Below are 24,545 nucleotides of genomic sequence, written 5' to 3' on the forward strand. Positions count from 1 at the left end.
TTAGTTTGTGTTTATTGGTTAAGATTTTGGAATGGTTCTCAATTAAGATTGGGGACCATTTTTATTTTGAGGGTTTGACAGTCATATTAAGGATAATGGCGATAATGATAAGCCCTATGCCTATTAAGGAGTAGAGGTTGTAGGTTTCATTAAAGAATAAAAAGCCAAATCCCAATGCATAGATCACTCCTAAATAGGTGAGACTGGCTACTTTTGAGAGATTTGCTCTTTGGTAAGAGAGCGTCATATAATATTGCGCCAATTGAGTTAATATACCTACCAATAATAAGTAGATCCAATCCATTCCTTGTGGCATCTGCCAGTTGAAAATAGAGTATATCCCAACAAATGGTATCGTAATCAACGGGAAGTAGAAGATGATTACCAATGGATGTTCTGTAGTTTTAATCTTGGCAATTATATTGTATGCAATTGCTGAAAATATGGCGGCAAAAAGACCTACTGTCAGATCAAAATTGGATATTCTATAATCAAATCCTTTTAACATCAATACGCCAGCGATAGCGAGTCCAAAGAAAACAAATTGAATTGGTCTTACCTTTTGTTTGACGACAAATATTCCTAGAATTGCTGTAAACAACGGCGCTGTATAGTTAATCGTTACCGCTGAGGCCAAAGGAATATTTTGTAGGATATAGAATGTTCCGATCAATCCTAGGCAACCAGCAATCCCTCTTGCAATGAGCAGTTTTTTGTTTTTGCCTAAAATGGGAATATGTTTTTTCTTTAGGATGACATACGATGCTACTAGACTGATTACTGATCGGAAGAGTACCACTTCTAAAGTAGGAAGATGAGATACAAATTTGACACATACATTCATGAGGGCGAAAAAAAAGCCCGCCAATAACATGTATTGGATACTTTTATTTTCTTCCACTATTTAACTGGGTCACTATGTTTTTTCACCACCTCTCTAATTCCAGTTTCTGGATCGATTTCCAGTTCCGTTTGTTTTACAAGTACTGCGAACGATGCAGGCTGAATGCCTTTACCGTATTTAATTGCATATTCCTTTGTGAATTCAGCACCAAAGTATAGGATTGCTGATGAGTAGTAGACCCAAGCTAATAAGATAATAATAGAACCAGCAGCTCCGTATGAACTCGCAGTTATGTTCTGAGATAAATAAAGAGAGATCAAATATTTACCAAGCATAAAAAGTAGGGAAGTGAAGAATGCACCTCCCAATATATCTTTAAATCTTACTTTCGCGTCAGGAAGAAAGGCATAAATGGTTCCAAATAAGGTAGATATCACCAAAAATGTAATAGCTGTATTTACCCAATCTATCAGGCTTATATCCCAATTTTCCATAAACTGATTAAAATAGCTAGTCATTACTCCAATTAGACTTGAAATAATCAGAGAAGCCATTAATAGAAACACCAAACCTAAAATCATAGAGAATGATACCAGTCTATTGATGATTAATTTTAACCACCCTTTTTTCGGTTTTGGTTTTACTTTCCAGATGGTGTTGATTGAGTTTTGTATATCTACGAAAATAGTAGTTGAAGTAAACATTAAAGTTGCAGCACCTACAATAATTCCAATATTAGAACGACTGTCCAAGGAAAGGTTGTGAACCGTTGATTCCAATAGTCCTGCTATCTCTTTTCCAAAAAGTTCGTTTAATTCATCAATTATTTGCTCTCTAGCGCCTTCGCTACCATCTAAGGCACTTCCGTAGAAGAAACCTAAAGCCCATGTCAAAATTAATAGGAGTGGACCAATCGAGAATACAGTATAGTAAGCTAGCGACGCACTCAATTTCATGCAATTGTCGTCGATGAATGCATTTCCTGCATTCATCAAAAGTTGCCAGAATTCTTTAATCTTGGTCCAAACAGTATTTAACATAGGTATTATTCCGAATAGATTGACTTTATATTTTCTTCATTTTTTTGCATGATTACTTTACGTTTAAGGCTTAGTTTAGGAGTGAGTTCACCTGCATCGATAGACCACTCTTTAGGCAATAACTTAAACTTTTTCACCTGCTCCCAATGTCCAAAGTTAGCCATAGATTGCGAGATAACCTGTTCATATTTGGTTAAAATATCTTGATTCTTTATTAAATCTTCTTTTGAACTAAAACTTATCCCTTTATGATTGGCATATTTTTCAAGTTCTTCGAATGCTGGGACGATCAATGCCGCTGGGAATCTTTGATTCTCACCAATCACCATAACCTGTGCAATTAACGTAGATTCCATTAACTTGTTTTCGATGACTTGTGGAGCTACATATTTACCACCCGCAGTTTTAAACATTTCCTTTTTACGGTCTGTTATCCTTAAGAATCCATCAGGTGTTAATTCGCCGATATCGCCGGTATGTAAATATCCATCTTCAGTAAATGCTTCTTTGGTAGCTTCTTCATTTTTGTAATAGCCTGAAGTTACACTCGGACCTTTTACTAAAATTTCTCCATCCTTAGCAATCTTGACATCTAGGTTATTCAAAACCCTTCCAACAGTGCCAAATTTTACGTCTTCTTCTTTCCAAGAGTTCACAGCGATCACTGGCGAAGTCTCCGTCAATCCATATCCTTCCAGTACTTTAATACCAGCAGCCCAGAATACACGCGCTAACCTTTCTTGTAATGCTGCACCACCGGAAATAATCAATTTAATATTTCCTCCTAATGCTTCTTTCCATTTCGAGAAAATCAATTTCCTAGCAATTCCTAATTGGAAATTATAAAATGCAGAATTCTTCTTCGGTTCTTGATAGCGCAAACCAAGGTTTAGAGCCCAGAAAAATAGAGATTTTTTAACCCCTGTCAAGTTTTTGCCTTTTTCAACAACTTTATCATATACCTTTTCCAATACCCTAGGCACAGTTGTGAATAAGTCTGGCTTTACTTCGTTAATATCTACCACAATATTATCCAGGTTTTCAGCGTAGTAAATCTGAACCCCTTTCGATAAATATAGATAGACTACCATTCTTTCGAATATATGGCACAATGGGAGGAAGCTCAATGCCTTTTTGTATTCTTCAGTAACGAGGTGGTTGCTCGCTTCAACATTGGCAATAATGTTGCCATGTGAAAGATAAACACCTTTTGGTTTTCCTGTGGTACCAGACGTATAAATCAATGTTAATAGATCATCATGACTTACTGCATCTCTATACTGTTGCAATTCTTGGTCATTTTGCTTGCCTAATTCGATAACTTCTTGGAAGTTTTTTCTGCCTTGAATATCATCGAATGTAAACATTTCTATATCCAGATTATTTTCCTTTAATGCCGCTTCGGCTTTTTTTGAAAGTTCGTCATTACTTACAAAAAGTAACTTAACTTCGGCATCATTAAGGATATAAATAAGATCTTGATTGGACAATGTCGGATATAATGGCACCGTTGCCACTCCTAACTGGTTACATGCGAAATCGATAAAATTCCATTCAGGACGGTTTCCAGACATTAAAGCTACTCTGTCGCCTTTTTTTAGTCCTTTAGCTAACAATCCCTTACTGAGATTATCAATGATATCAACAAATTCTTTCGTTGAATAGGTCTTCCAGCCTGTGCTAGCACGGCCTGCAACCATAATATCTTTAGCAAACTCTTTCTGGTAATTGGTGATTAAATCGATTAATCTTTTATAATTGCTCATAAATTTTTTCTCCCCTTAAAATTACAAAAATTGGTTCTACAAATGTTGGTATTGACTAAGATAAAATTTTTTAGCTAAAAACTATGCTTGCAGAATAATTTTTGACTCTCCATATACAGAAAATCAGTTTTTCCCGTTAGAGAAATAAATAGTACTTTTGACATATCAGAAATTAGTTTTAAATGAAAAAAATCTTACAAATTACTTTAGTTTTTATCGCCTTAATCGCATCTTCCAACCTCGCTAATGCGCAATTACAATCACAACATGCTGTCGGAGCCAGATTTGGTTCTGCTACTGGGATTACTTATCGTTACACGATGAGCCCAGATAAAGCTATCGAGGGTATTTTGAGCATTCAAGGAAATTCAGAATCTAGTAGATTTAGATTGGTAGGTTTGTATGAAAACCATATGCCTCTATATAATGACTTCACATGGTTCTGGGGTTTTGGTGGTAGTGTTGGATCTTATACACATAAAGCATACACAAATGCACAAGGTGATAGGTTTGATAAATATTCTAAACTGGCATTAAGTATCGATGGTATCGTGGGAGCGGAATATAAAATCCCGCAAGCACCATTGGCGTTGTCACTCGATATTAAACCTTATTTCGATTTTCTAGAAGAAAGTGGTTTTAGAATTTGGGACGGTGTAGGATTTTCTATCCGTTATACGTTTTAAGGAAGCTCATTTACCGGAAACTTAAGACTATAGACAATAGACATAAGACACAAGACATTAGACATTAGAAATTGAAAACGCCCCAAGTGGGCGTTTTTTGCATATATAAGTAGAATTCAAAGTGTAATTAGGGTGTTTTAGGGTTTTGGTAATGCTTTTTCCACAGCTTCTTGAGTATCGGTTGGGTTATGTTCACGGTATACTTTTTCCCCGATAACGCCTTCATCACCTAGAGCTCGACCTTTAATAAGCCATGAAATCCCAAATAGCCACAGAGCCAATGCTTCAAATACCAATGTTGAGTATGCAAAAAGTTTGAAAGGGACCAATACTACACATATTAAAATTCCATATCCACATATCTTATAAATCTTATTCTCATTGAACATGCTCACTGGAATATCTGTATTCCTTTGTTGACCAATGGTGAATACATTGATGGATAGAAGAGCGAAGATCACAAATAGCACAGCGGCAAAACCATAGTGCAACCAGGTCAAACTAAAATTTATAAGAGTACATTGCAAACAAGTTTCATAAATTGGATCTGTTGGAATAAAAGCCACACCAAATGCCATAAAACCTGCGACGTTAGTCAATATGTTGTCGTTTTTAAATATCGATTTATTACCATTCCCCTTATAGCAAATCAGAAATAAGCCTACAGCACATAAAGTGCCTGTAAAAATCTCACGTAGATTCGTATAATAATAATGACTGATAGAAGGTTGGATTTTTGTTGAGAAGAAATGAAATAGGGATAATAAAACCAATATAATAGGTAAGAAGAATCCCAAATATCCGATGGTCCTACGCAGTCTTCTATAGGCAAAGAGATTGTGGAGTTGAATTTCTTTCATGATTAATATGCTTTTATAGAATCTATATTGAGCTATAGGTTCATAATGGTTAATGTGTATTTAAATTTACGGAAATTTGGGGATAATAACTTGTAAATGAGTGTAGTTTGCTGTTGAATTAGGGAATTCCCATTTTAAATAAAAAAGGGCATATTTTAAAATGCCCTAATTATTGAATAAGTTATATCTCAAATTATGATAATGATAACCAAATATCACCAAGTCTTCTCTGTTGATCGGTACTATCTGGGTTTCTCTCAATAACATAGGAAACCTTATCACTAGCTTTCAGATGAACCGTTATTTCTCGCATTAAGCCGTCTCTTGCTACTAAAATATTCAACGGGTCTCCAAGACTACTGGTAGCAATCGCTTGATCCAACTCTCTGCCTTGTGGATCCAATCTGTTTCCATTAACGGCAATAATTTCGTCGTCAACATTTAATCCATCCACCCATGCTGCTGAATTGCGATCTACATTCTTTATAACTGTACGTCCATCATGGTGAGAAACCTTGATCCCTAGACTTGGAGTTTCTGTTTCTCGATTGATATCGATGAACTGATAACCAACTAAATTAAAATAGGCATTGTAATCTAGATCTTCGGTCACATAGACTGCATCGAATTTTTCTTTTAAGGAGATTCCCGAAACCTCTTCTGCTAAATCTTGGAATTCTTTCTCAGTAATACCTCTATTTTCTATTAAATAATATTTATTGTAAGCTGCTTTAAGAACATCGTCAAGACGCTTAGTTCCATTTGTCTTGGCAATAATAATGATATCTATCATCGTCGCCAACATTGCACCTTTATTGTAATAAGATATGCTGACGTTAGGTGAATTTTCATCAGGTCTATATTGCTTGATCCAAGTGTCAAAGCTAGATAATCCTACAGATTGGACATTTCTTCCAGCCCGGTTTAATACTAGATTGAATTCTGACACTAATTCATTCAGATATTCCTGCTCATTTCTAAATCCACATCTTCTTGTTATAATATTATCATAATATGCAGTAAAACCTTCGAAAATCCATAGGAGAGAAGTATAGTTCTCTTCTTCATAGTTGAAAGGGCCAAGGTTTGCTGGTCTTAGTCTTTTGACATTCCATAAATGGAAGTATTCATGTGCAACTAAGCTCAAGAAATTATTATAACCAATATTACTTTGATACGCTGATCTTGATGCTGCTAATACTGTTGAGTTTAAATGCTCTAATCCGCCATGTGAACTTAAATAATTATGGGTTATAAAAACATATTTATCATTAGGATTGGAGCCCCATATTTCTGTTTCTACCTCAACAATTTTTTTGATATCAGCAGAGAGTCTGTCTTTATCGTAGTTTGCCGTGCCCACCATCGCAAATTCATGTGGGATACCTGCAGCATTGAACGTCCAAGTGTCTTGATTTCCAATTTCAAGTGGAGTATCGTATAGGATATCGAAGTTTTCAGCAAAAAATAGATTTACTTTTCCCTCGATTAAATCTAAACCAGTTGATATTTTGGACCAGAATGGCGGTAATGATACTTGAACAGTAGAGGCATGGTCTAGGTAGCCATCAATATAAAAGAATGTACCAGCTGGGCTAATGAATGCGTGTTGGTCATCGACAAAGTTTGTCCTGACAGATTTTTCAAAGCTGTATACTCTGTAATTTATTTTTGTTTCTTGACCTTTAGAGTTTACTCTCCAGGTATTTTTATTGATTTTTTGTATTTCTATGTCATTTCCACTTTCATCCTGTGCTTGAACTTGCTCCAAATTTTTTGAAAATTCACGGATTAAGTAAGATCCAGGAGTCCAAACTGGCATCTTGAGGTCTAAGAAGTCTTGGTCAAAGCCTTGGATAACCATACTGACCTCTACATAATGGGCTTGAGGTTCAATAAATGATAGGTGGAAAAGGATGCTGCTATTACTCATATTAAATTAACATAAAAAGGGAAACCATGTTTGGTCTCCCTTATTTTCTTTTATATACTTCGAATGTATAGTCGTACTGATGTTTGTCGTCCTTGTTATGTTTTTCTTGGCTAATAAGCTCCCAATCCGACTCAGGAAGCTCAGGAAAGAACGCATCTGCGCCCTCAATATTGGTATGAACTCTAGTTAACAATATTTCATCAGCCATCGACATTGCCTGTTTAAATATTTCGGCGCCGCCAATGATAAAAATTTCCCGCTCGTCCCTACAATAATTGATAACATCTTGCAGACTGTTTGCCACATCAACATCTTCAATATTTAAAGTTGGTTGTCTGGAAATTATAATGTTTCTTCTGCCTGGAAGGGGTTTTCCAATAGATTCAAATGTCTTTCGGCCCATAATAATGGAATGATCCATTGTTTTGGCTTTAAAATATTTGAAGTCATTTGGTAAATGCCATGGCATCTGGTTTCCTTTACCGATTGCATTATTTTCAGCTGCCGCCACAATGAATGTAACTTTAGGATAACTCATTAAAATATTAATTTTTTACTAAACAGCTACAGGAGCTTTAATATGTGGATGATGTTCGTAATTCTGCAATTCAAAATCCTCGAATTTAAAATCAAAGATTGAATTTACCTCTGGGTTGATAACCATCTGAGGTAACGGTTTTGGATCTCTGCTTAGTTGAAGTTCGGTCTGTTCGAAATGATTGCTGTAAATATGTGCGTCACCAAGAGTATGTATAAATTCTGCCGCTTCCATATCACAAACTTGTGCTACCATCATAGTCAATAGCGCATATGATGCAATATTAAAAGGAACACCCAAGAAAATATCAGCACTCCTCTGATACAATTGACAGGATAGTTGCGGTTTCATCAAGCCTTTTTCTGGTTGAGCAGGAGCTACATAAAACTGAAAGAATGCATGGCATGGAGGTAAAGCCATATTTTCAATCTCTGCTACATTCCAAGCCGACACTATTATCCTTCTGGAATCCGGGGAGTTTTTAAGTTGATTGATCACTTGGGTAATCTGGTCTATATGACGGCCATCCGGAGTAGGCCATGAGCGCCATTGAGAACCATAGACTGGACCAAGATTTCCATTTTCATCTGCCCATTCATCCCAGATGCTTACACCATTTTCTTTTAAATATTGAATGTTCGTTTCGCCTTTCAAAAACCAGATCAATTCGTGGATAATTGATCGAAGGTGCAGTTTTTTTGTCGTTACAAGTGGAAATCCCTCCTTAAGGTTAAAACGCATTTGATACCCGAAAACACTTTTCGTTCCTGTCCCTGTTCTATCTGTTTTTTCAACACCATTGTTGTAAACATGGTCGAGTAGATCTAAATACTGTCTCATAGATTGGATTTTCCTTGTTTTATATTCTTACGAAGATACCCTTTTTTAGATCATCAAAATATCACAATTTTTCAACAACTAACAATTTGCTTCATTTTGTGTATTTTTGCAAAATATCATGGGAAAAAAAGTTGCTTTCTATACGTTGGGTTGTAAGCTGAATTTTTCAGAAACCTCCTCTATAGGTCGTATCTTTAAGGATGCGGGTTATGAAACTACGCCTTTTAACAGTGCGGCAGATGTTTATGTCATCAATACTTGTTCGGTTACAGATCATGCTGACCGAAAGTGTAGAAAGGTCGTAAAAGAAGCATTGAAGCATTCTCCAAATGCTTATATCACAATTGTTGGCTGTTATGCACAGTTAAAGCCAAAAGAAATCTCAGAAATTCCAGGTGTTGATATGGTATTAGGTGCTGCCGAGAAATTCAATATCATCGAACATATCAACGACCTTACCAAAAATGAAAAAGCGATAGTGCATAATGCTCCCATTGATGAGACCAATCAGTTTGTGTCTGCATTTTCTATTGGAGACCGAACTCGTACCTTTTTGAAAGTTCAAGACGGTTGCGATTATTCATGTACTTTCTGTACCATTCCTCTTGCACGAGGTGCCAGCCGATCTGGAAAGATTGAAGATATAGTCCGCCAAGCAGAGGAAATTGCAGCATCAGGAGTTAAAGAAATTGTTTTGACCGGTGTTAATATCGGTGATTATGGAATACGTGATGGTAAGCGTCAAGATAGGTTCGTAGATCTTGTAAAAGCATTGGATGAAGTTGAAGGTATAGACAGAATTCGAATTTCGAGCATCGAGCCAAATTTACTGACTAATGAGATCATAGAATTTGTTGCTCAATCGAAAAGGTTTGTTCCTCATTTCCATATGCCACTTCAGTCTGGAAACAATAAGGTTCTAGCACAAATGAGGCGTCGCTATAAACGTGAACTCTATTGGGAAAGGGTGGCAAAGATTAAATCATTAATGCCAAATTGTTGTATTGGAGTGGATGTAATTGTAGGTTTTCCAGGTGAGACACGTGAAGATTTTATCGATACTTATAATTTCTTGAACGAAATGGATATTTCTTATTTGCATGTCTTTACCTATTCTGAGCGTGAGAACACCATAGCAGCACAAATGGAAGGCGCTGTGCCAGGTGCACAAAGAAGTGACCGCAGTAAAATGCTTCATATCCTGTCTGAGAAAAAGCGTAGAGCATTCTACGAATCTCAATTAGGAAACATCGATGAGGTATTGTTTGAAGGTGATATTAAAGACGGATATATGCATGGTTTCTCCAAAAACTATGTTAAGGTAAGAACCGCATATGATCCTTTATTGGTTAATGAAGTGGTACCTGTGAAATTTTTGGAAATCTCTGAAAATGGAGATGTCGATATTGAAGAATTACCAGAAGTTTTGGCTCATTAAAATAATAATTACTATATAAAAAGAGAGAGGCTACCCCAAGGATAGCCTCTCTCTTTTTATGTCATAATATTATGCATTCCTTCTGCGGAAACTATCGAACTCTTTATGTAAACGCATAAGTTTGAAGGTCGAACTGATCAATTCATTTGTTTCCAATAATATCGAGAAATATAGTCTACTGTTTTTAGGACTATTTTCAGAAGTACGGATCCTATCGATTTGTTTATCTAATAGATTGTTGATGTATTCTTGAATATCTTCTCTCTCTTTAATTATTTCGTCAATTTTGCTGAAATCCAACCTTTTATAGGTCATATTGATTTTAGAGAACCACTCTGAAATCCTTTCAACAACGTATTTAAGGTCTTTCGCCTGGCTTATTCTTAAAGTTTTATGATTGTTGTCAACATGGGACAGAGCATTTGAATTGATGACCGCCACATTTTCAACCATATCCTGCAAATATCCTAATGAAATAATGTAGTAGCGACTACCTTTTACAGAAGTGTCATCTAGATTACGGATATAATCGTACATGGCATTATTTGTAGAATTTAGGTCGTTCTGTAATTTTTTGACAAGTTTTTTGTTTGCCATTAATGCCATCAAATCTTCTTTGATCAAGGAGTCAATAGCTTCTTTGAAAAATAGATTTGTTTTTGAAAAAGTCTCACTTATTTGTTGAGCACTGGTTTCAATAACTTGTTGAAGACCAATGATATCACTTTTATCTAGATTAAGTTCTTGTAGAGCTTTGGCCTTAATTTTACGGTCATGGCTTTTTGCATTTCTATACAATAGTAAAGCTAATACAATCAATGAAATAACAAAAGTGACAATTCCTCCTATTTTCAGGAAGAATGCGAATATAACTGCGCCCATAAACGCACAACCTGCAGTGACAAACCAGCCTCCAATAACATGGAATACCCCTGACACACGGTACACAGCACTTTCACGCCCCCAAGCTCTATCAGCAAAAGCAGTACCCATAGCCACCATAAACGTGACATATGTGGTCGATAGAGGTAATTTCATCGATGTACCAAGCGCAATTAGACTACTCGCTACCATCAAGTTTACTGAAGCCCTGATCATGTCGAACATAGGTTCGTCCTTAGATTTTTTCTTTTTTCTATGGGCGTTCAATAAAGGGTTTTCAAATTTTTTGTCCAGACTAGCCTGCAAAGTTCTAGGCATGATATAGCTCAAACCTGAACCAATTCTGATAAATCCTCTCACGATACTTCTGGAAAGCATGTTGGATTTGAACTTTTCAGCACCATCACCTTGATTGGTAAGGCTCATCTCAGTTTCAATTACTGTTTTAGCTTTTTTAGAAGTCCAAAGTGTTATTACCATGATGATTCCAGCACATAATAAAATCCATGCTGGAGCTACAATGTCGCTTGATGCTAGTGCATCCATGGTATAAGTGTCTGGATCAGCGCCTGGAATGGATTGAAAAATCTCAACAGATTGGGCAGCAGCAACTGGAACACCTATGAAGTTTACCAAATCATTTCCTGCAAAGGATAAAGCCAAAGCAAATGTTCCAATTCCAATGATAACCTTTAAGATATTATAACCTAATAAATTAATGATATAACTTACAATTGAGAATACTACAAATGATCCTCCTAATAATAGTAATTCGTGAGTTTGGACCCAATCTTTAACGTCTTTTCCAATAAATGAAACGCCTTTTAATCCTTTGATTAAAATAAAATAAGAGATTGACGCCATTGCGATACCACCGAAGATTACTCCAATCGTCTTAAGCTTTTTTTCAAACTGGAATGTAAAAAGAACCCTTGACACATATTGTACAGCCATACCGACTGTAAAAGATATGACGACTGAGAGCAGGATACTATAGACAATCTCAGAAGCTTTTTCAGTATTAATATATGAAGATAGGGTAGACCAATCTCCATCTTTTATGGCAATGTTGTAGATCGCTAAACATAGTGCTGCGCCCAATAATTCAAATACAATAGAAACTGTAGTTGATGTGGGAAGACCAAAATAATTAAAGACATCCAATAATATGATGTCCGTAATCATGACGGCGAGAAATATCGTAATTACATCGTCAAAGGAAAATTTGCTGGGGACATAAATCCCACTTCGGGCAATTTCCATCATTCCACTTGAAAAGACAGAACCGAAAAGAATCCCCAAGCTGGCAATGATCATGATGCTCTTGAATGGAATTGCTTTGGAACCGATTGCTGAATTTAGAAAGTTTACTGCGTCGTTACTTACACCGACCATCAAATCAATTATGGCGAGAACTGCCAAGGTAATGAGGACGAGATAAAGATAATTCTCCATATTATATTGTTTTTATCCTGATTATTTTGGTTGGATCAAATTAAAACTGATAAAAGATTAATTAAAACTGCAAGTATAGCGTAAAAACCTTAAAAATTAGCTATTTGTTTTCAAATTGTTCTTCCAGAATATGGTCAGCAATATGAAAAATACCCCTAACCATTTGATCCAAGTCACAGATTCGTTCAAAACTAAATAGGACATACAAACTGCTACCGGAAGTTCTACAGCACTCAATACAGCACCAAGGGAATAACCGGTCTTCGGCATTCCATATGCATATAATAATGGTGGAATTACGGTGCCGAATAACGATAATAATAACCCATAAGGAAGAATGCCAAGAAAAATCTCTGGATTAAAAAGACTAAAAGGCTGAAGAGTGATGAATATCAATATCAACGCGCCTGAAATCATTAATGCACTTTTCTGAACTGGTGGGTAATCATTGCCAACTCGACCATTGACAATCATAAATATAGAATACGCTGTAGCAGCTAATAACCCATAACCAATGCCAACAATTGAAAATGATTCCAAAGGCTCTTCTATCATTCCTGTCGCCAAAACTGTTCCCGCAAGAATACAGATAATTACGATGATTTGACTTAGTTGGGGTTTGACCTTGAAAAACAATAATTCAATGATTTGTCCTATCCAAATGTATTGCATCAACAGAACTATAGCTAAAGAGGCGGGAACTAGTTCAACACATTTGTAATATAGAATACTTACCATCCCAGTACTAACACCACTTAGGATAATTTTCCATTTAGGACTTTTCAGGTTTTCTTGATCATTCCTTGTGTGTTTATTTTTTGCGATTGCCCATGTCAACCACAAAAATATGACACCTAATAATGCTTGTATTCCTGTTACCTCTCCTAAGTTAAATCCCTGTTCGTAGGCCTTTTTAACAAAAGTAGATAAAATACCAAAGCTTGCAGCCCCTAAAAAAACCGCAATTGCCCCCTTAGTTTTATTCATGGCACAAAAGTAATTTAATTAGATGTGTTTACCTCATATTCATAACAGTTGTTTACAGATAGTAGGCAAATAAATGATTAATAAAGTTATCAAGACAGTTTAAAATAGTTGTCGTAACAATTTTTTTGCTTTAAAAAGTGCGTGTAGAACTGATTTTAAGCTATATTGTCTTCTTGAGAATAAAAAGAAAATCACATTTGTGGAAAAAATCAAGTTGGTTGTTAGGCTGTTAAGGATATATTTTTGATTGGAGGTTTGAATGAAGGTTAACTATAGTTTATTAATATTTCTTTTAGCTGCGGTGATTTTAAGTTCTTGTGGTTCGAAACGCAAGACTTCAGCTAAGTATTCCTATGGAAGTGTGAACCCTAAAAAAGGAGCTCCAATTTCTGATGCCAGTGATGCTAGAGGTAAAGGGTATGGATCTAATAAACTTGATAATTACGCAGACCTTTTAGGAGTAAAAACAAAAGAACTAGACAATAAGAATCTTTATTACATGATTGATGATTGGATGGGTACTCCTCATCGAATGGGTGGAATGGATAAGAGAGGAGTAGACTGTTCAGGATTTGTCAGTATGCTATATCAAAAAATCTATGGCAAAGATCTTCCAAGGACTTCCCGAGATATGGCTGATAACGTAAAGAGAAAATATGAAAACCAACTCAAGGAAGGAGATTTAGTTTTCTTTTCTTTTGGAGGAAGGAATATTGACCATGTGGGGATTTATCTCCATAATGGCAAATTCGTTCATGTTTCAACAAGAAAAGGAGTAATTATCTCCAATCTGAGTGACAGTTGGTATTATAAATATTTCAAAAGAAGCGGCACTCCCAAAAGCTAGAATTTAGGCTTTTGCATGTTTTATGACAGTATTATGTTTCAGAAAAGGGTTAATTCTTAAATAACCTGAATAAAATGTCTACAAATCCCTATTTTTGTGCACATTTTAATAAATATCATGTCAGATAGAACAAAGAAGATTTTTTTAGGGCTTTGTATCATAGTTCCATTTTTAATTTATTGTGTTTATTATTATTCGGCAATGGTGAAAAATGCACCATATCGTTATGCTGATTTTGATTCCATTGAACTTACTTATGGATATCCAGATTCGATGTTGAATTATTATAATTCAAAAACTCGCGAATATAATTATTTGACAAAAGAGAATAAATTGGTGAAGGATTCGCTAAAACTTAGAGACAATGATTTATTGTATCTGCACAGAAAAGCACAAGAATTAGGTTTCTGGAATTTGCCAAATGATATGACAGTTGACTTAGCTTCCAGAAAACCCGGAGAGCGCAAGCCTAGATATAAACTAACTTATAAATACAAGGAAAAATCTAAAACAGTGTCTTTTGATCCTGATTTCGGAGGACCAACTAAAATGGTTGAAGCAGCGCGTACAACCATTGACGAAGTAACTCGTATGTTGGCAACAGCAAAAGCCAGGTAAAAGAGTAATTTTTATTTAATTTTCTCTTAACAGTAACTTTAAGGAATAGCCATACCTTTGGATTAAGTAATTTGTTTCAATAAATTGTTTGGTGATTTAAAGGTTATTAGGTAAAACAATTAAGAAAAAAGGGTCGATGTGATATCGGTCCTTTTTTTGTTTTATTAAACTTGGAAAGAGATCTGCAAATGCAGGTCTCTTTTTTTATTGTAAATCAATGTTCAAAACTCTATAATTATTTTATAAGGTAAATATTAATATTAATTATTAATTTGTGTTCAAATAATAAATTATGGAAACAAAAACATTATCTAAGTTTATTGCTGAACTGATTGGAACATTTGGTTTGGTATTATTTGGTTGTGGAGCTGCGGCCATTGCAGGTGGGGACACTTTGGCGCAGACATCAGGATTAGGCTTATTGGGGATCTCATTAGCATTCGGTCTGTCTGTTGTAGTTTTTGCATATGCTATTGGGGGAGTCTCAGGATGTCATATCAACCCTGCTGTAACATTGGGAGTATTGGTGTCCGGAAAAATGTCTGGAAAAGATGCTTTAGTCTATATTACAGCCCAAATCATTGGTGGTATTTTGGGGGCTTTCGTGCTAAAGACTATATTAACTGGCCAATTAGCGGTGTTTAACCCTGGTGAATGGGCATATGGGTCCAATGGATGGGGTGCTGGATATCAAAATGAATATAATATGATGACAGCATTTATCACAGAAACTGTATTAACAGCTTTATTTTTATTTGTCATTTTGGGCACTACTTCTAAAATTGGAAATGGTACCATGGCGGGCTTAGCGATTGGGTTTACTCTAGTTTTAATTCATTTGGTAGCTATTCCAATTACTGGAACATCTGTTAATCCTGCAAGAAGCTTAGGTCCAGCGATATTTGCCGGCGGTAATGCTATTTCTCAAGTTTGGTTGTTCTTATTGGCGCCATTGGTTGGAGCTGTGATAGGAGCAATATTATGGAAATTAGTATATAATGAAAAATAAGACCATCATAGGTAAAATAAAATATAAAAGTAAAATGAAGAAAAGCTGTCGGGGGACAGCTTTTCTGTTTTAGAATGTATCGTTAATGTTTAAAAAGCCTTTTACAGTTGTGCTGAATTTTGAAAATGATTATCTTCGTGCATGGATAATTTTATTGTTTCTGCACGTAAATATAGACCTGTTACTTTTGACTCGGTCGTAGGGCAGCAACACATCACTGGCACACTTAAGAATGCAATTCACAATAATCAGTTAGCTCAGGCTTTTTTGTTTTGTGGACCTCGTGGAGTTGGTAAAACAACTTGTGCCCGTATATTGGCAAAAACAATAAATTGTGAAAATATCACAGAATCCAACGAAGCATGTGGTCAATGTGATAGCTGCAAGTCCTTCCAAAATGGTAATTCATTCAGCATCCATGAATTAGATGCGGCATCTAACAACTCCGTCGATGACATTCGTTCATTAATAGATCAGGTTAGAATACCTCCACAAACTGGAAAATATAAAATATATATCATTGATGAGGTTCATATGTTGTCTCAACAAGCATTCAATGCTTTTTTGAAAACATTGGAAGAACCCCCTTCATATGCTATTTTTATATTAGCCACCACAGAAAAACATAAGATCCTTCCTACGATATTGTCAAGATGTCAAATCTTTGATTTCAATAGAATAAAAGTAGAGGATATGGCCAATCACCTTGCTTCGATTGCTGAAAAAGAAGGAGTAACATTTGAAGTTGATGGATTGCATGTCATCGCTCAGAAAGCAGATGGAGGGTTGCGTGATGCTCTTTCTATGTTTGATCAGATTGTCAGCTTTTCCAATAAGAATTTAACTTATCAAGCCGTAATCAATAATCTGAATATTCTAGATTATGATTATTACTTCCAATTAATGGACTCAATATCAAGGCAAGATGCAGCAACTACGCTATTGATATTTGATAAAGTCCTTAATAATGGTTTTGATGGTGGTCATTTTATTGCTGGGCTATCTTCTCATATCCGAAATCTTTTGGTTAGCAAAGAGCCAAGTACGCTGAAGCTTCTTGAAGTCAGTGAAAATATAAAGAAGAGGTATCTTGAACAATCTCAAGCCTTATCGAGTGGTTTGTTGCTGTCGGCGCTCAATATTGCTAATCAATGTGAGATAAACTATCGGACCAGTAAAAATCAACGTTTGCAGGTAGAGCTTACATTGCTGAAAATGTGCCATATCGCGAGTGCCATTCAGTTAGGAGCAGAAGGTCTACCAGCATTAGCTGAATTAAAAAAAAAACTCCCTGATTCAGGGGTAACAGCTAAACCTGTTACAACTACACAACAAGCAACTCAAGTAAATAATTCTGCTTCGCCAGCATCTCCTGTAATTAAAACTAATATCCCAAGTACTTCAACTTCGGTCAAACCGCCTGTAGCACAAAACTCTCTTTCTGTTAATTCAGAGTCACCGGTGAAACCAAAACCTGCGTCGAAAGGGTGGGGGAATATAAAGACTTCGGTTGCAGTTCCTAACCTCAATACCATTTTTGATGAGAAAAAAGCAAATGCTGATGGTGAAATTGAACTGGTTGAAGGAAATGAATTCAATGAGGTTACTCAAAATGCTTTTCTAAGTAAATGGAATGAGTTCGCTGAAGTGCTTAGAAAGGAAAGCAAAATCACATTGTATACCATTATGACAGCGAATATGCCGGTCCTGGAAGGGGTGAAGGTAAAGGTGGAGGTAGAAAACGGTGTCCAAATGGAGGAGCTGAAATTAGGAAAGATAGATATGCTGAACTATCTGCGTGTACAGCTTCGTAACTTTGCCTTAGATATCGAAGGCGTGATGGTGGAAAAATCCAAAGAGCGAAAGCCATATACTTCTCAAGAGAAGTACCAAGCCATGGTAGCAAAGAACCCACTTTTGGATGAGTTGAGAAAAACATTTGATTTGGGTTTAAGCTAATCATTTTCTTTTCTACCTTTGTACGAATTATTTGAGGGTGAAATTCCCTTTTATCCATAATATATACACATGCAAAATTTTCAACGTAGGGACAGGTCCGAAAAACGTGAAACAAATCAAATGGTTTTTGGTATTCGTGCTGTCATGGAAGCAATTGATAGTGGAAAAGAAATCGAATCCTTGTTCGTTCAACGAGGACTATCAGGACCATTGTTTGCGGAATTCAAGGCTTTGGTGAAAGAACATAACATTTCTTTTCAACAAGTTCCTATTGAGAAATTAAACCGTATCACTAGAAAGAACCATCAAGGTATTATTGCTGTAATTTCTCCCATTACTTACCAAGACATCGAGGATTTATTGCCAGTGATATATGAAAAAGGAGAAACTCCTTTGTTGTTGATGTTAGATGGAGTAACAGATGTTCGAAATATGGGTGCAATTGCCCGTACTGCTGAATGTGCTGGAGTTCATGCGATCATTGTCCCGAAAAAAGGCTCTGCTGAAATTAATCCAGACGCTATTAAAACATCAGCAGGCGCATTATATAAAATCCCTGTATGTCGTCAAGATTCTTTATCTCGTGTGGCTAGATTCTTGATTGATTCTGGAGTGCAATTAGTAGTAAGTACTGAAAAAACAAACGAGTCTATTTATGATGTCGATTATACAACCCCAAGTTGTATCATCATGGGTGCAGAAGATGTAGGCGTTTCTGACGACTTGATTAGAATTTCCGATAAATTGGCGAAGATTCCAATGTTCGGAGAAATTGAATCATTAAATGTTTCAGTTTCAGCGGCTGTTGTAATCTATGAAGCTGTAAGGCAGAGAAATATCTCTTAATTTGAGGTGAAAAAATTTCGGAAATCCGTTAATAGGCAGTTTAGATTGTATCGATATGTAATGTATCGAGAAACTCTGGTTGACTTTCGTGAGCATTTCTGGTCTTTTCTAGGTGCATTTATCGGGATTGGGCTTATCGCATACATACAGTCACTCCAATTTCCACCTTTAGAAAATGTTTTTCTTATTGGTTCTTTCGGGGCTTCTGCTGTTTTGGTTTACGGCGCTATCCAAAGCCCATTAGCGCAACCTAGAAATTTAATAGGTGGTCATGTGGTCTCTGCAATTGTAGGAGTAACAGTTGCCAAAGTGATGCCTGATATAATCTGGTTGACAGCGCCATTAGCAGTGGCTACTTCAATAGTTGCCATGCAAATTACCAGAAGCTTGCATCCACCCGGTGGTGCTACAGCTTTAATAGCAGTCAGTGGAGGAACAAAAATTGCCGAATTAGGATACTTGTATGTAATAACTCCTGTTTTTTCTGGAGCTCTAATTTTACTTTTGGTTGCGCTGATATTCAATAATATTACCAAAAAGAGGCATTATCCAGTTAAATATTCTCGGCTGAGACGCTCCAGAAGAAGACAACTCAAACAAAGATTTGAAAGATTTTAGACCAATATATGAATATTGGTCTTTTTTGTAGGTTATTGTTGCATGTTTGTGCGTTTTTTATTTTGAAATTCAGAATAAACAAATATCTTTATGGAAATCTACCGAACACCCAATGAAACACCTAACACTTACGTATGGCTTAGCCATTAGTTCTCTATTCTTAGGAATTTCGCAATCCGCAATTGGCCAAACTACATTGCAGATTGAAAATGCTATATTAAATGATCAAAAGAATTTTTATTTCATTGATTTTGAAAATTATCCTAAATCATTGAATAATCTGCCAATAGGTGTCTTTGATTCTGGTACTGGTGGATTGACTGTGTTGGATGCTCTTGTAAATTTTGATGAGTATGATAATGAATCCAAAGCATTAAAAAAGGATGGAATACTGGATTTTAGCAAAGAAAACTTTATTTATTTGGCCGACCAGGCAAATATGCCTTATGGAAATTATCATGCTGTAAATAAGGATAATCTTTTAAAGGAACATATTATCAAAGATTTTCAATTCTTGTTATCCAATAAGTATTACTTTCATTATAAAGACCAAAATTACCAAACGAATAAGGATAAAGTAAAGGCAATCGTTATAGCATGTAATACTGCAACTGCTTACGGTTATAGTGATGCTGAGGCATTTATGAAGAAAACAAAATTGGATATTCCAGTTATTGGTGTGATTAACGCTGCTGCTAGGGGGACACTTGCAAATTTTGGAAAGGAGGAATCTGGGGCAATCGCAGTTTTTGCAACAGTAGGAACCATAGCATCAAAAGGTTATGAAAGAACCCTTAGAGAACAGATCAACACATTAGGATTAAAAGGAGATATTCAGATTTTTAATCAAGGTGGACATGGAGTAGCTGAAGCTGTGGATGGAGAACCTGATTTTATTAAAGCTGAGGCAAAACAACCACGTTCCGATTATAGAGGGCCATCTCTTGATAATAAAGATTATAAAATTGATAGAACACTCCTAGATATCTACAATTTTAATTTTGATAAAAATCAAATGCTTTGTGACGGTAAGGATGTTGAAGATTGCAGTCAATTGCAAATTAATTCTTCCGAAAATTACATCCGTTTCCATTTGGTAAGCCTTTTAGAGCAGATGCGGAAAACAGAAAATGCACAGCCATTGAAATCGTTAATTTTAGGTTGTACTCATTATCCATATTTAATAAAAGAGATAAATGAAGTTTTGATGGAACTCAAGAATTATAAGGGAAATGATGGTAATTATAAATATAGATCACTTATTTCTGAAAAGGTACATATTGTTGATCCCTCTATTTTTGTTGCCCGAGAGTTGCATCAGGCATTAGCTCAAAAGGAATTATTCAATAGTAACGGCAATATGTTGCAGAACTCGGAATTTTATATTTCAGTGCCAAATACAGAAAATATTAATGTGAAATTAGAAGGAGAGGAGTTGAGATTCAGCTATGATTATAAATATGGAAGGAATGAAAACGAAATACAAGAGTATGTTAAGGTAGTTCCTTTTGATAGAAAGAATGTTTCAGATTTAACATTGGAAAGGTTTAAGTCTATAATACCGAATACCTATGAACTAATCAGGAATTTTTCACAACACAGTCCCAAAATGGAAGAATATGCACAAGAAATAAAGATCAAATAAAAAGAGCTCCAATTTGGAGCTCTTTTTTATTAATATCTGCTTTTAGATTCTCTGTCTCTACGTTTTCCTGAGAAATCGCGGAAACCTGATCCTCCTCTGTCGCCTCTATCACCTCTGTCTCTGCGGCCTGAACCACCACGAGAACCTCTGTCTCCACCTCTGTCTCTGCGGTCACCACCACCACCTCCAGAACGACGTCTTCCGCCTCTGTCTGATGAAGGTTTATCACCTGAAACTTCGATTCTAACATTTCTTCCGTTGAAATCAACGTCTTTAAACCCTTGGAAAACACTGTCAACATCAGCATCTAACACTTCAAAGAAAGTGAAAACACCTTTTAAGTCAATCTTTCCAACTGATTTACCTGAGATCTTACCTTTGTTACAGATGTAAGAAAGCATATCTCCACGGCTGAATTCATCTACGGATCCAAGGTTGATAAACAAACGAGTATATCCTTTTGAACCTGTACGACGTTCAGATCTATCACCACGTTCACCTCTAGAGTCGCGTGCGTCAAAATTAAGATCTGGAGCGTCTTGGTAATAATTCAAGAATCTGTTGAATTCTAATGAAGCGAATTTTTTGATTACTTCCTCTTTGCTTAGGTCTTGAAGACTTTCTAAGATCTGAGGTAAGAAAGCATTGATTTGATCTTCATGAACTTCAACATTGTGAACCTTATCAACTAAGGCTAACAATTGTTTTTCACAAACTTCAGCACCTTGAGGAACTTGTTTGGGAATGAATTGCTTACCAATGATTTTTTCGATGTGACGGATTTTGCTCATTTCTTTCCCATTGATCAATGAGATTGAAATACCAGTCTTTCCTGCACGGGCAGTACGACCAGATCTGTGCGTGTAGTTTTCCGTTTCATCAGGTAGTGAATAGTTAATTACGTGAGTTACGTCATTAACATCAATACCACGAGCTGCAACGTCAGTAGCGATTAAAAGCTGCAAGTTGCGCTCACGGTAACGTTTCATCACCTTATCGCGTTGCTGTTGAGACAAATCTCCGTGAAGAGAGTCTGCATTGTAGCCATCCTTAATCAAGGCCTCAGCAATTTCTTGAGTTTCAATTTTTGTACGACAGAATACAATACCAAAAATCTCAGGGTAGAAATCAACAATACGCTTGAATGCTGCATATTTGTCTTTCGCCTTAACCATAAAATATTGGTGTTCGATATTCTCGTTACCCGTATTTTTTGTTCCTACTGTTAACTCTTGAGGGTTAGTCATGTAGTTCTGTGCTATACGGCGCACTTCTTTAGGCATAGTTGCTGAAAACAACCATGTTTTTTTGTCATCTGGAGTTTCCGATAGGATATTGTTGATATCTTCTTGGAATCCCATGTTTAACATTTCGTCAGCCTCGTCTAGTACAACATAACGAACATTAGAGAAATCAATGGCATTACGGCCAATGATATCCAACATTCTACCTGGTGTAGCTACTACGATTTGAACGCCACGACGAATCTGGCGTAATTGATCACCGATATTGGCACCGCCATAAACGGCAACCACATGTACGTTATCGATGTACTTGGCAAATTTTTCTAGGTCTCTTGCGATTTGCAAACATAGCTCACGCGTAGGACATAGGACCAATGCTTGAGGTTGTTTTACTGAAAAGTCTAGTTGTTCTAATAGTGGAAGACCAAATGCCGCTGTCTTCCCTGTACCTGTTTGGGCTAATCCGACAAAATCGTCGTTACCAGTCAGTAATACAGGAATGGCTTTTTCCTGGATGGGAGAAGGTTTCTCGAAACCTAACTCAGTGATGGCATTAACAATATCATGACGGATTCCCAGTTCTAAAAATGGGTTCATGAAATAAATTATACAATAGGCACAATTGCCTAAGGCGGTGCAAAGGTAATAATAGAATCTGATAAATCCTAATATTCAATCGGTTAAAATCAAATATTTAGCATTTTATTTTACTTAACCCTTACAATTCATTCAACAACATAATTAAATATTTGTTTTACTTCAATTTAAATTTTTATGAAACTCGTTAAAATGATAATAATTTTAAATAGATTCAATCCCGCCAATAATTATTTTGAATTAAGTTTCCCAAAAAGAATATTTGTAAAGTTCAATCAGTCTTTAAGTAGAAATTAGATGAATTTGCTTATATCGATAAGGATTTAATAATGATATGCAGTATTTTTTATTTTTTTTGTAGGTTTGATACTTTAATTATTCATCTAAATTTATGTGGTATAAAAAATCGATTTCAAAATTAGTTTCAGAAGCAGAGCAGAGTGGGGAAGGTACGCTAAAACGGACCCTTTCCAGTTCAGGCCTTATTGCTCTTGGAATTGGAGCAATCATCGGTGCAGGATTGTTTTCCCTAACCGGAATTGCTGCAGCTGACCATGCTGGACCTGCCGTTATGATTTCATTTATCATTGCAGCAGTAGGATGTGCTTTTGCAGGACTTTGTTATGCTGAATTTGCATCAATGATCCCCGTAGCTGGAAGTGCTTACACCTATTCTTATGCTACCATGGGCGAATTTATGGCTTGGATCATTGGTTGGGACTTAGTGCTGGAATATGCTTTAGCAGCTGCAACAGTAGCGGTAAGTTGGTCACAATATGTAAATGAACTGTTTTTGCTCATTGGAATCCACCTCCCCCAAGAAGTATTGGCTGGACCATTCGAAGGTGGAGTAATCAACTTGCCAGCAATTATAATCGTTTGCCTGCTGTCCTTATTATTAATGCGTGGTACTCAAGAATCTTCTTTTGTAAATAATATCCTTGTTGTTCTTAAAGTTGCAGTAGTTATTTTATTCATTGTATTGGGATGGCAATTTATTGATCCTGCAAACCACACTCCTTTGATTCCAGTAAATGAAGGTGAAGAAATGGTCAAAAACGGTCAAATGGGATTCTGGGAATTTTGGAACAGTGATTATAGAGGACATTATGGCTGGACAGGTATCCTTCAGGCTGCTGGAGTTGTATTCTTTGCATTTATTGGTTTTGATGCAGTAAGTACTGCTGCTCAAGAAGCTAAGAATCCAAAAAAAGGAATGCCTATCGGTATCATAGGTTCATTGATTGTTTGTACAATACTATATGTTCTCTTTGCTTACGTAATGACAGGTTTAGCTCCTTATACAGTTTTCAGTGGAGATGCAAAACCTGTAGCGACAGCCTTCGAAAAAACAGGTTATCACTTCCTAAATACAGCCATGATCGTTACGATTATCGCTGGATATACTTCAGTTATTTTAGTAATGCTATTGGGCCAAAGCCGTGTATTCTATTCAATGAGTAAGGATGGATTACTTCCTAAACTATTCTCAGACCTTTCAAAACGTCAGACTCCATGGAAAACAAACCTAATCTTTATGATTTTTGTGAGTTTGTTTGCAGGTTTCGTACCTGTGTCTGATTTGGGACATATGGTTAGTATCGGAACTTTATTTGCATTTACATTAGTATGTATTGGAGTCTTGGTGCTTCGTAAAACCAATCCTAATATTGAAAGACCATTCAAAACTCCTTTAGTGCCTTTGGTTCCTATTTTAGGTATTTTAGTTTGTGTGTTGATGATGGCGGGTCTTCCTATCGAAAGTTGGGAGCGATTGGGAATATGGATGGCTATCGGGGTAGCTTTCTATTTCCTTTATGGATATAAAAATTCTAAAATTAGAAAGGAAAGAGAAACAGGAATTTCAGATAGTTCTGAATAAAAACTATTCAT

The 24,545-nt window shown here is 36.1% G+C and carries 20 protein-coding genes; 10 read left to right on the forward strand and 10 right to left on the reverse strand.

Annotation, left to right across the window (positions count from 1 at the left end; all coding sequences use genetic code 11):
- Positions 1 to 61 precede the first annotated feature (61 nt).
- Genes CRT24_RS18010 through CRT24_RS18020 form a run of 3 tightly spaced genes read right to left on the reverse strand, consistent with a single transcriptional unit; the run spans position 62 to position 3,650 of the window.
- Entirely contained in the window at positions 62 to 901 is an 840-nt protein-coding gene (locus tag CRT24_RS18010) for a DMT family transporter (protein ID WP_218962662.1), read from the reverse strand.
- The gene (locus CRT24_RS18015) at positions 901 to 1,884 is read right to left on the reverse strand and encodes a YihY/virulence factor BrkB family protein (protein WP_099372495.1); all 984 of its coding nucleotides are present in this window, start codon (positions 1,882 to 1,884) and stop codon (positions 901 to 903) included. Before CRT24_RS18015 ends, CRT24_RS18010 begins: the two co-directional genes overlap by 1 nt.
- A gap of 5 nt (positions 1,885 to 1,889) precedes the next feature.
- Positions 1,890 to 3,650, reverse strand: coding sequence for a long-chain fatty acid--CoA ligase (locus CRT24_RS18020; protein WP_099372496.1), 1,761 nt, complete (start codon positions 3,648 to 3,650; stop codon positions 1,890 to 1,892).
- A 182-nt stretch (positions 3,651 to 3,832) separates the two neighbouring features.
- Here CRT24_RS18020 and CRT24_RS18025 point away from each other — a divergent pair, with 182 nt between their 5' ends.
- Positions 3,833 to 4,336 carry a hypothetical protein gene (locus tag CRT24_RS18025; RefSeq protein ID WP_099372497.1) on the forward strand — a complete coding sequence of 168 codons (504 nt, stop codon included), beginning with the start codon at positions 3,833 to 3,835 and terminating at the stop codon, positions 4,334 to 4,336.
- Between the two features lie 137 nt (positions 4,337 to 4,473).
- On the opposite strand, the gene CRT24_RS18030 is transcribed toward CRT24_RS18025, so the two are convergent.
- The 4 genes from CRT24_RS18030 to CRT24_RS18045 form a co-directional block, all read right to left on the reverse strand.
- Positions 4,474 to 5,196: a hypothetical protein gene (locus CRT24_RS18030; protein WP_099372498.1), complete on the reverse strand. Its 723-nt coding sequence runs from the start codon at positions 5,194 to 5,196 to the stop codon at positions 4,474 to 4,476.
- A gap of 193 nt (positions 5,197 to 5,389) precedes the next feature.
- Positions 5,390 to 7,129 (reverse strand): M61 family metallopeptidase, encoded by a 1,740-nt coding sequence (locus CRT24_RS18035; protein WP_099372499.1) that lies wholly within the window; start codon positions 7,127 to 7,129, stop codon positions 5,390 to 5,392.
- A gap of 40 nt (positions 7,130 to 7,169) precedes the next feature.
- Positions 7,170 to 7,667: a dihydrofolate reductase gene (locus CRT24_RS18040; RefSeq protein WP_099372500.1), complete on the reverse strand. Its 498-nt coding sequence runs from the start codon at positions 7,665 to 7,667 to the stop codon at positions 7,170 to 7,172.
- 18 nt (positions 7,668 to 7,685) lie between these two features.
- Positions 7,686 to 8,507, reverse strand: a complete 822-nt coding sequence (locus CRT24_RS18045) for a thymidylate synthase (RefSeq protein ID WP_099372501.1) — start codon at positions 8,505 to 8,507, stop codon at positions 7,686 to 7,688.
- A 118-nt stretch (positions 8,508 to 8,625) separates the two neighbouring features.
- Here CRT24_RS18045 and mtaB point away from each other — a divergent pair, with 118 nt between their 5' ends.
- Complete coding sequence (mtaB, locus tag CRT24_RS18050; protein WP_099372502.1) at positions 8,626 to 9,945, forward strand: tRNA (N(6)-L-threonylcarbamoyladenosine(37)-C(2))-methylthiotransferase MtaB; 1,320 nt, start codon at positions 8,626 to 8,628, stop codon at positions 9,943 to 9,945.
- 69 nt (positions 9,946 to 10,014) lie between these two features.
- Here mtaB and CRT24_RS18055 read toward each other — a convergent pair whose 3' ends face one another.
- Positions 10,015 to 12,282, reverse strand: a complete 2,268-nt coding sequence (locus CRT24_RS18055) for an inorganic phosphate transporter (protein WP_099372503.1) — start codon at positions 12,280 to 12,282, stop codon at positions 10,015 to 10,017.
- 96 nt (positions 12,283 to 12,378) lie between these two features.
- Positions 12,379 to 13,269 carry a DMT family transporter gene (locus CRT24_RS18060; protein WP_099372504.1) on the reverse strand — a complete coding sequence of 297 codons (891 nt, stop codon included), beginning with the start codon at positions 13,267 to 13,269 and terminating at the stop codon, positions 12,379 to 12,381.
- Positions 13,270 to 13,528: 259 nt separating this feature from the next.
- On the opposite strand from CRT24_RS18060, the gene CRT24_RS18065 reads away from it, so the two are divergent.
- The 7 genes from CRT24_RS18065 (at position 13,529) to CRT24_RS18095 (ending at position 20,811) form a co-directional block, all read left to right on the forward strand.
- Complete coding sequence (locus tag CRT24_RS18065; protein ID WP_099372505.1) at positions 13,529 to 14,116, forward strand: C40 family peptidase; 588 nt, start codon at positions 13,529 to 13,531, stop codon at positions 14,114 to 14,116.
- 117 nt (positions 14,117 to 14,233) lie between these two features.
- Complete coding sequence (locus tag CRT24_RS18070) at positions 14,234 to 14,734, forward strand: hypothetical protein (protein WP_232046325.1); 501 nt, start codon at positions 14,234 to 14,236, stop codon at positions 14,732 to 14,734.
- Between the two features lie 292 nt (positions 14,735 to 15,026).
- The gene (locus CRT24_RS18075; protein ID WP_099372506.1) at positions 15,027 to 15,743 is read left to right on the forward strand and encodes an MIP family channel protein; all 717 of its coding nucleotides are present in this window, start codon (positions 15,027 to 15,029) and stop codon (positions 15,741 to 15,743) included.
- Positions 15,744 to 15,884: 141 nt separating this feature from the next.
- The gene (locus CRT24_RS18080; RefSeq protein WP_099372507.1) at positions 15,885 to 17,702 is read left to right on the forward strand and encodes a DNA polymerase III subunit gamma/tau; all 1,818 of its coding nucleotides are present in this window, start codon (positions 15,885 to 15,887) and stop codon (positions 17,700 to 17,702) included.
- Between the two features lie 69 nt (positions 17,703 to 17,771).
- Positions 17,772 to 18,548 carry a 23S rRNA (guanosine(2251)-2'-O)-methyltransferase RlmB gene (gene rlmB, locus CRT24_RS18085; RefSeq protein ID WP_099372508.1) on the forward strand — a complete coding sequence of 259 codons (777 nt, stop codon included), beginning with the start codon at positions 17,772 to 17,774 and terminating at the stop codon, positions 18,546 to 18,548.
- A gap of 60 nt (positions 18,549 to 18,608) precedes the next feature.
- On the forward strand, positions 18,609 to 19,166 hold the full coding sequence (locus tag CRT24_RS18090) for an HPP family protein (RefSeq protein WP_099372509.1): 558 nt from the start codon (positions 18,609 to 18,611) through the stop codon (positions 19,164 to 19,166).
- A 112-nt stretch (positions 19,167 to 19,278) separates the two neighbouring features.
- On the forward strand, positions 19,279 to 20,811 hold the full coding sequence (locus tag CRT24_RS18095) for a glutamate racemase (protein ID WP_099372510.1): 1,533 nt from the start codon (positions 19,279 to 19,281) through the stop codon (positions 20,809 to 20,811).
- A gap of 29 nt (positions 20,812 to 20,840) precedes the next feature.
- Here CRT24_RS18095 and CRT24_RS18100 read toward each other — a convergent pair whose 3' ends face one another.
- Positions 20,841 to 22,652: a DEAD/DEAH box helicase gene (locus CRT24_RS18100; protein ID WP_099372511.1), complete on the reverse strand. Its 1,812-nt coding sequence runs from the start codon at positions 22,650 to 22,652 to the stop codon at positions 20,841 to 20,843.
- Positions 22,653 to 23,043: 391 nt separating this feature from the next.
- Here CRT24_RS18100 and CRT24_RS18105 point away from each other — a divergent pair, with 391 nt between their 5' ends.
- Positions 23,044 to 24,534: an amino acid permease gene (locus CRT24_RS18105; RefSeq protein WP_099372512.1), complete on the forward strand. Its 1,491-nt coding sequence runs from the start codon at positions 23,044 to 23,046 to the stop codon at positions 24,532 to 24,534.
- The last annotated feature ends 11 nt before the right edge of the window (positions 24,535 to 24,545 follow it).

Source organism: Sphingobacterium sp. 1.A.5 (genome assembly GCF_002734235.1).
Classification (GTDB): Bacteria; Bacteroidota; Bacteroidia; order Sphingobacteriales; family Sphingobacteriaceae; genus Sphingobacterium; species Sphingobacterium daejeonense.

Bases quoted from the DNA above. Each gene is read 5' to 3' on its own strand.
- CRT24_RS18015 (WP_099372495.1), bottom strand. From the start codon at position 1,884: ATGTTAAATACTGTTTGGACCAAGATTAAAGAATTCTGGCAACTTTTG.
- CRT24_RS18020 (WP_099372496.1), bottom strand. From the start codon at position 3,650: ATGAGCAATTATAAAAGATTAATCGATTTAATCACCAATTACCAGAAA.
- CRT24_RS18025 (WP_099372497.1), top strand. From the start codon at position 3,833: ATGAAAAAAATCTTACAAATTACTTTAGTTTTTATCGCCTTAATCGCA.
- CRT24_RS18030 (WP_099372498.1), bottom strand. From the start codon at position 5,196: ATGAAAGAAATTCAACTCCACAATCTCTTTGCCTATAGAAGACTGCGT.
- CRT24_RS18035 (WP_099372499.1), bottom strand. From the start codon at position 7,129: ATGAGTAATAGCAGCATCCTTTTCCACCTATCATTTATTGAACCTCAA.
- CRT24_RS18040 (WP_099372500.1), bottom strand. From the start codon at position 7,667: ATGAGTTATCCTAAAGTTACATTCATTGTGGCGGCAGCTGAAAATAAT.
- CRT24_RS18045 (WP_099372501.1), bottom strand. From the start codon at position 8,507: ATGAGACAGTATTTAGATCTACTCGACCATGTTTACAACAATGGTGTT.
- mtaB (WP_099372502.1), top strand. From the start codon at position 8,626: ATGGGAAAAAAAGTTGCTTTCTATACGTTGGGTTGTAAGCTGAATTTT.
- CRT24_RS18055 (WP_099372503.1), bottom strand. From the start codon at position 12,282: ATGGAGAATTATCTTTATCTCGTCCTCATTACCTTGGCAGTTCTCGCC.
- CRT24_RS18060 (WP_099372504.1), bottom strand. From the start codon at position 13,269: ATGAATAAAACTAAGGGGGCAATTGCGGTTTTTTTAGGGGCTGCAAGC.
- CRT24_RS18065 (WP_099372505.1), top strand. From the start codon at position 13,529: ATGAAGGTTAACTATAGTTTATTAATATTTCTTTTAGCTGCGGTGATT.
- CRT24_RS18070 (WP_232046325.1), top strand. From the start codon at position 14,234: ATGTCAGATAGAACAAAGAAGATTTTTTTAGGGCTTTGTATCATAGTT.
- CRT24_RS18075 (WP_099372506.1), top strand. From the start codon at position 15,027: ATGGAAACAAAAACATTATCTAAGTTTATTGCTGAACTGATTGGAACA.
- CRT24_RS18080 (WP_099372507.1), top strand. From the start codon at position 15,885: ATGGATAATTTTATTGTTTCTGCACGTAAATATAGACCTGTTACTTTT.
- rlmB (WP_099372508.1), top strand. From the start codon at position 17,772: ATGCAAAATTTTCAACGTAGGGACAGGTCCGAAAAACGTGAAACAAAT.
- CRT24_RS18090 (WP_099372509.1), top strand. From the start codon at position 18,609: ATGTATCGAGAAACTCTGGTTGACTTTCGTGAGCATTTCTGGTCTTTT.
- CRT24_RS18095 (WP_099372510.1), top strand. From the start codon at position 19,279: ATGAAACACCTAACACTTACGTATGGCTTAGCCATTAGTTCTCTATTC.
- CRT24_RS18100 (WP_099372511.1), bottom strand. From the start codon at position 22,652: ATGAACCCATTTTTAGAACTGGGAATCCGTCATGATATTGTTAATGCC.
- CRT24_RS18105 (WP_099372512.1), top strand. From the start codon at position 23,044: ATGTGGTATAAAAAATCGATTTCAAAATTAGTTTCAGAAGCAGAGCAG.